The 262-nt window shown below is 61.1% G+C and carries 1 pseudogene; it reads left to right on the top strand.

Annotation, left to right across the window (positions count from 1 at the left end):
- Nucleotides 1-151 precede the first annotated feature (151 nt).
- Nucleotides 152-262 (top strand): annotated as a pseudogene (locus SB753_RS38445) (cytochrome c oxidase subunit 3); the annotation flags it as partial.

The following is a 262-nucleotide window of genomic DNA, read 5'->3' as shown; positions in this document are numbered from 1 at the left end:
CCCACGAATTAGAGTGAAGCGGTGCGTTAGCCACGCGCCGTCGAAGATACGGCTGGAGCTTCCGGAACAACTGCACTGAAGTGGAGAATTAAGAACGAGCGGTCAAAACGAGCGCCCGTACTATTTCGTACCGCCTCCGTCGCGGCACCCGATCAGCGCCGCCGCTGCGTTGCTGGTCATGCTCGGCTCGCTTGCGGCGTGGATCAACGAACATGACTCGGCGCCGATCGGCGTTGTCGTCAGCCTGTTGGGGCTGCTCTCT

The organism is Paraburkholderia sp. SIMBA_053 (genome assembly GCF_046534895.1).
GTDB lineage: Bacteria > Pseudomonadota > Gammaproteobacteria > Burkholderiales > Burkholderiaceae > Paraburkholderia > Paraburkholderia caledonica.
The sequence above is the reverse complement of the archived record's forward strand: the minus strand, read 5'-3'. Positions and strand labels throughout refer to the sequence as shown.